Source organism: Corynebacterium sp. HMSC035E02 (assembly GCF_001836065.1).
In the GTDB taxonomy this organism is placed as follows: Bacteria; Actinomycetota; Actinomycetes; order Mycobacteriales; family Mycobacteriaceae; genus Corynebacterium; species Corynebacterium hiratae.
Window position 1 is genome coordinate 1 of sequence record NZ_KV827289.1, and the last position, 229, is coordinate 229.

Sequence of the window (229 nt, forward strand, 5' to 3'; positions counted from 1 at the left end):
GGAAGTGCTGCTGTGTTGTAGTGCTCCAAGAACTGCTGGTAGGTGTCGTTGACCTTCCGATTCCTATCGGCAGTGCTGATTGCGTTTGATGCCGTCGACGCGTTATCGGGGACAACAACCTGGCAGACCCCGCCGAAGTAGTCAAACGCTTGACGGTGGGCATCAAGCCAGGACTGTTGCCGCTGGTCAATACACGCACAGGCAAACAGCATTCCTGAATACGGCAGCG

General features: G+C 55.9%; 1 pseudogene. It reads right to left on the reverse strand.

From position 1 onward, the window contains the following. A pseudogene (locus HMPREF2635_RS00030) lies at window positions 1-229 on the reverse strand (DDE-type integrase/transposase/recombinase); the annotation flags it as partial.